2 pseudogenes are annotated in these 2,366 nt (G+C 38.0%); both read right to left on the reverse strand.

Annotated features, from left to right (window positions below):
* Window positions 1-913 (reverse strand): annotated as a pseudogene (locus V7147_RS22330) (carboxypeptidase M32); the annotation flags it as partial.
* Window positions 887-2,366, reverse strand: a pseudogene (locus V7147_RS22335) (ATP-dependent DNA helicase); the annotation flags it as partial. The pseudogenes V7147_RS22330 and V7147_RS22335, both read right to left, overlap by 27 nt.

Here is a 2,366-nt window from a genome sequence, read left to right on the forward strand (position 1 = left end):
ACTGAGATTCATGAATTCCCATTGAAGTTCCTCCTGCAAGGTTTGTACCAACTAAATCAGGCGAAATATTTTGCTCGTAAAGCGCATGTCCGCCTTCATGGATAGTACCAAAAACAGCTGTTCGGAAGTCATTTTCAACGTAATTTGTCGTTACACGAACATCACCGGGATTTAATCCTGTTGCGAAAGGATGTACTGTTTCATCAAGTCGTCCAGCGTCAAAATCATACCCCATTTTCTTAAGAATTTCTAGGCTAAAAGCACGTTGCTTTTCCTTTGGAAATTCTTTAAATAAAAATGACGTTTCCGGCTTATTCTGTGACTCAGTCACCGCTTTAACTAGTGGAACGATTCTTTCTCTCAATTGGGCAAATACTTGGTCCACTACCTTCACCGTTACTCCCGGTTCATACATATCAAGCAATGTGTTGTATTTATTCCCTTCGTAGCCCCAGTAGCCAATAAATTTTTTCGTGAAGTCGACGAGCTTTTCTAGGTAAGGTCGGAACATGTCAAAATCAGATTTTTCTTTTGCATCCTCCCATACGGATTCCGCTTTTGATTGCAAGATGACATATTCACGGAATTCATCTGCAGGAATCTTTTTATTCCGTTCAAAATCCTTTTGACATTCCTCTACGACTTTCTTCGTAATTTCACTAATCTGTTGCTGTGCTTCAGGAGTCGTTAATTCTTTTAAATAGGACTCCATTTCAGCAGAGGTTGACATTGCAAATACTTCAGATGACAGCATTCCGATGACTTCAGAGCGCTGCTCCACTCCTTTTTTCGGTGCGCCTGTTCGTAAATCCCAATACATTACCCCAATTGCCTCATTATAGCTTGTCATCTTTTTGACTAACTCAAGAAANNCAATTACCTTTGTCGGTAGTACACTTGTAATGTTATTCATGACTACATGATCAATAGTATCTTCTACAAAAATACTAACAGTTCCTGCATCCTCACTGGAACGAATTAAACGACCGATACCTTGTCTTAATCTTAATAACATATATGGAAGGTCAACCTGTTCAAACGGCATTTTTGATTTTTTTCTTTTTGCTTGAAATACCGGATCATTTGGAGGGAATGGCAATGACCAAATGATGACGTTCGATAATGAGGGCCCTGGAATATCAAGTCCTTCCCATAATGAAACGGAACAAAGGATACTTTGCTCATCATTTTGGAACCTGGAAACAAGTCCACTAATTTCTTGATCCCCTTCAAATAGAATGGGATATTTCTCAGTGTTACAATTATCCTTGAACGCCTGTAAATCTTCCTTAGAATTAAATAAAAGCAGTGCCCGCCCTTGTGATTTTTCAATTTCATTCCATGCAAATTCAAATTTTGATCGAAACAAATCATCATTAGTATGAAACATAGGCATCTGGATTTTCATCTGATTTTCATAATCAAATGGTGATTCAACCGAAAACGATTGATAGTTTTTTATTCCTAAACTATTTGCGATGTAATCAAAAGATTCATTTTCAGATAAAGTAGCAGAAGAAAATACAAATGGGATCTTTTTCGAAAAGACTTGATCCGCTAAAATGGTTTCCACTGCTTGTGGCATAATGACTAGGGTGTAACTTGCACCATCTGCCTCCACCCATGTAATTGCATCATTTTCCTCACCGAATAGTTTTAAAGAATATTCCATTTGATCCAAGTATTCATCAACAATATGTAATTCGTATTGGTCAAGTGTATACGTCTCTGCCTCAAACACAAGATTATTACCAATCTCCACAATCATCTGATGTAGTTTCTTAGCCTCAGAAACTAATCGTTCAGTCCTCTCGATATCCATTCGATCAGAACCTTCAACTGTTTGGCTATTTTTCCCGAGTCGACTATAGAACTGCTCATTTTGCTCAATCGTATCTTCGATTAATTGAGCAAATTCTTCACGTATGTCATTTTCTAATAGTCGCGTTAATAGCGTTTCCAAGGTAGTTTCCTGAACACGATAGGTCAATGCTTTTTGTGCAGAGAATTCTAGTAAATGACCTTCATCAAAGACTACACAGCTGCTCTCAGGTAAAAATGGAAGCTGCCCTTCTCTTTTTCTGGCTTCCATTGTCCATATATGCTCCATATAAAAATCATGAGAACAGATAATTAAATCAACAGCCTTTCGATAATGATCCCTGGATAATGTGAGACCACACCGGTGGCGCAAATCACATGAAAAACAATCCTGAAAGTTATCCCATGCGACACTTTTCCATTCCTCATCCGTAAGCTCAGCATATGTTTTTCGATCACCGTAATGGTGGAAGGTTTGCATCGTGGAATGACTATGTACAAAATCAGGTAAATCGTGATAGATTTGTGCAATTTTTTCATTTGTT

Source organism: Bacillus sp. JJ1521, assembly GCF_036965165.1.
In the GTDB taxonomy this organism is placed as follows: Bacteria; Bacillota; Bacilli; order Bacillales; family Bacillaceae_L; genus Ferdinandcohnia.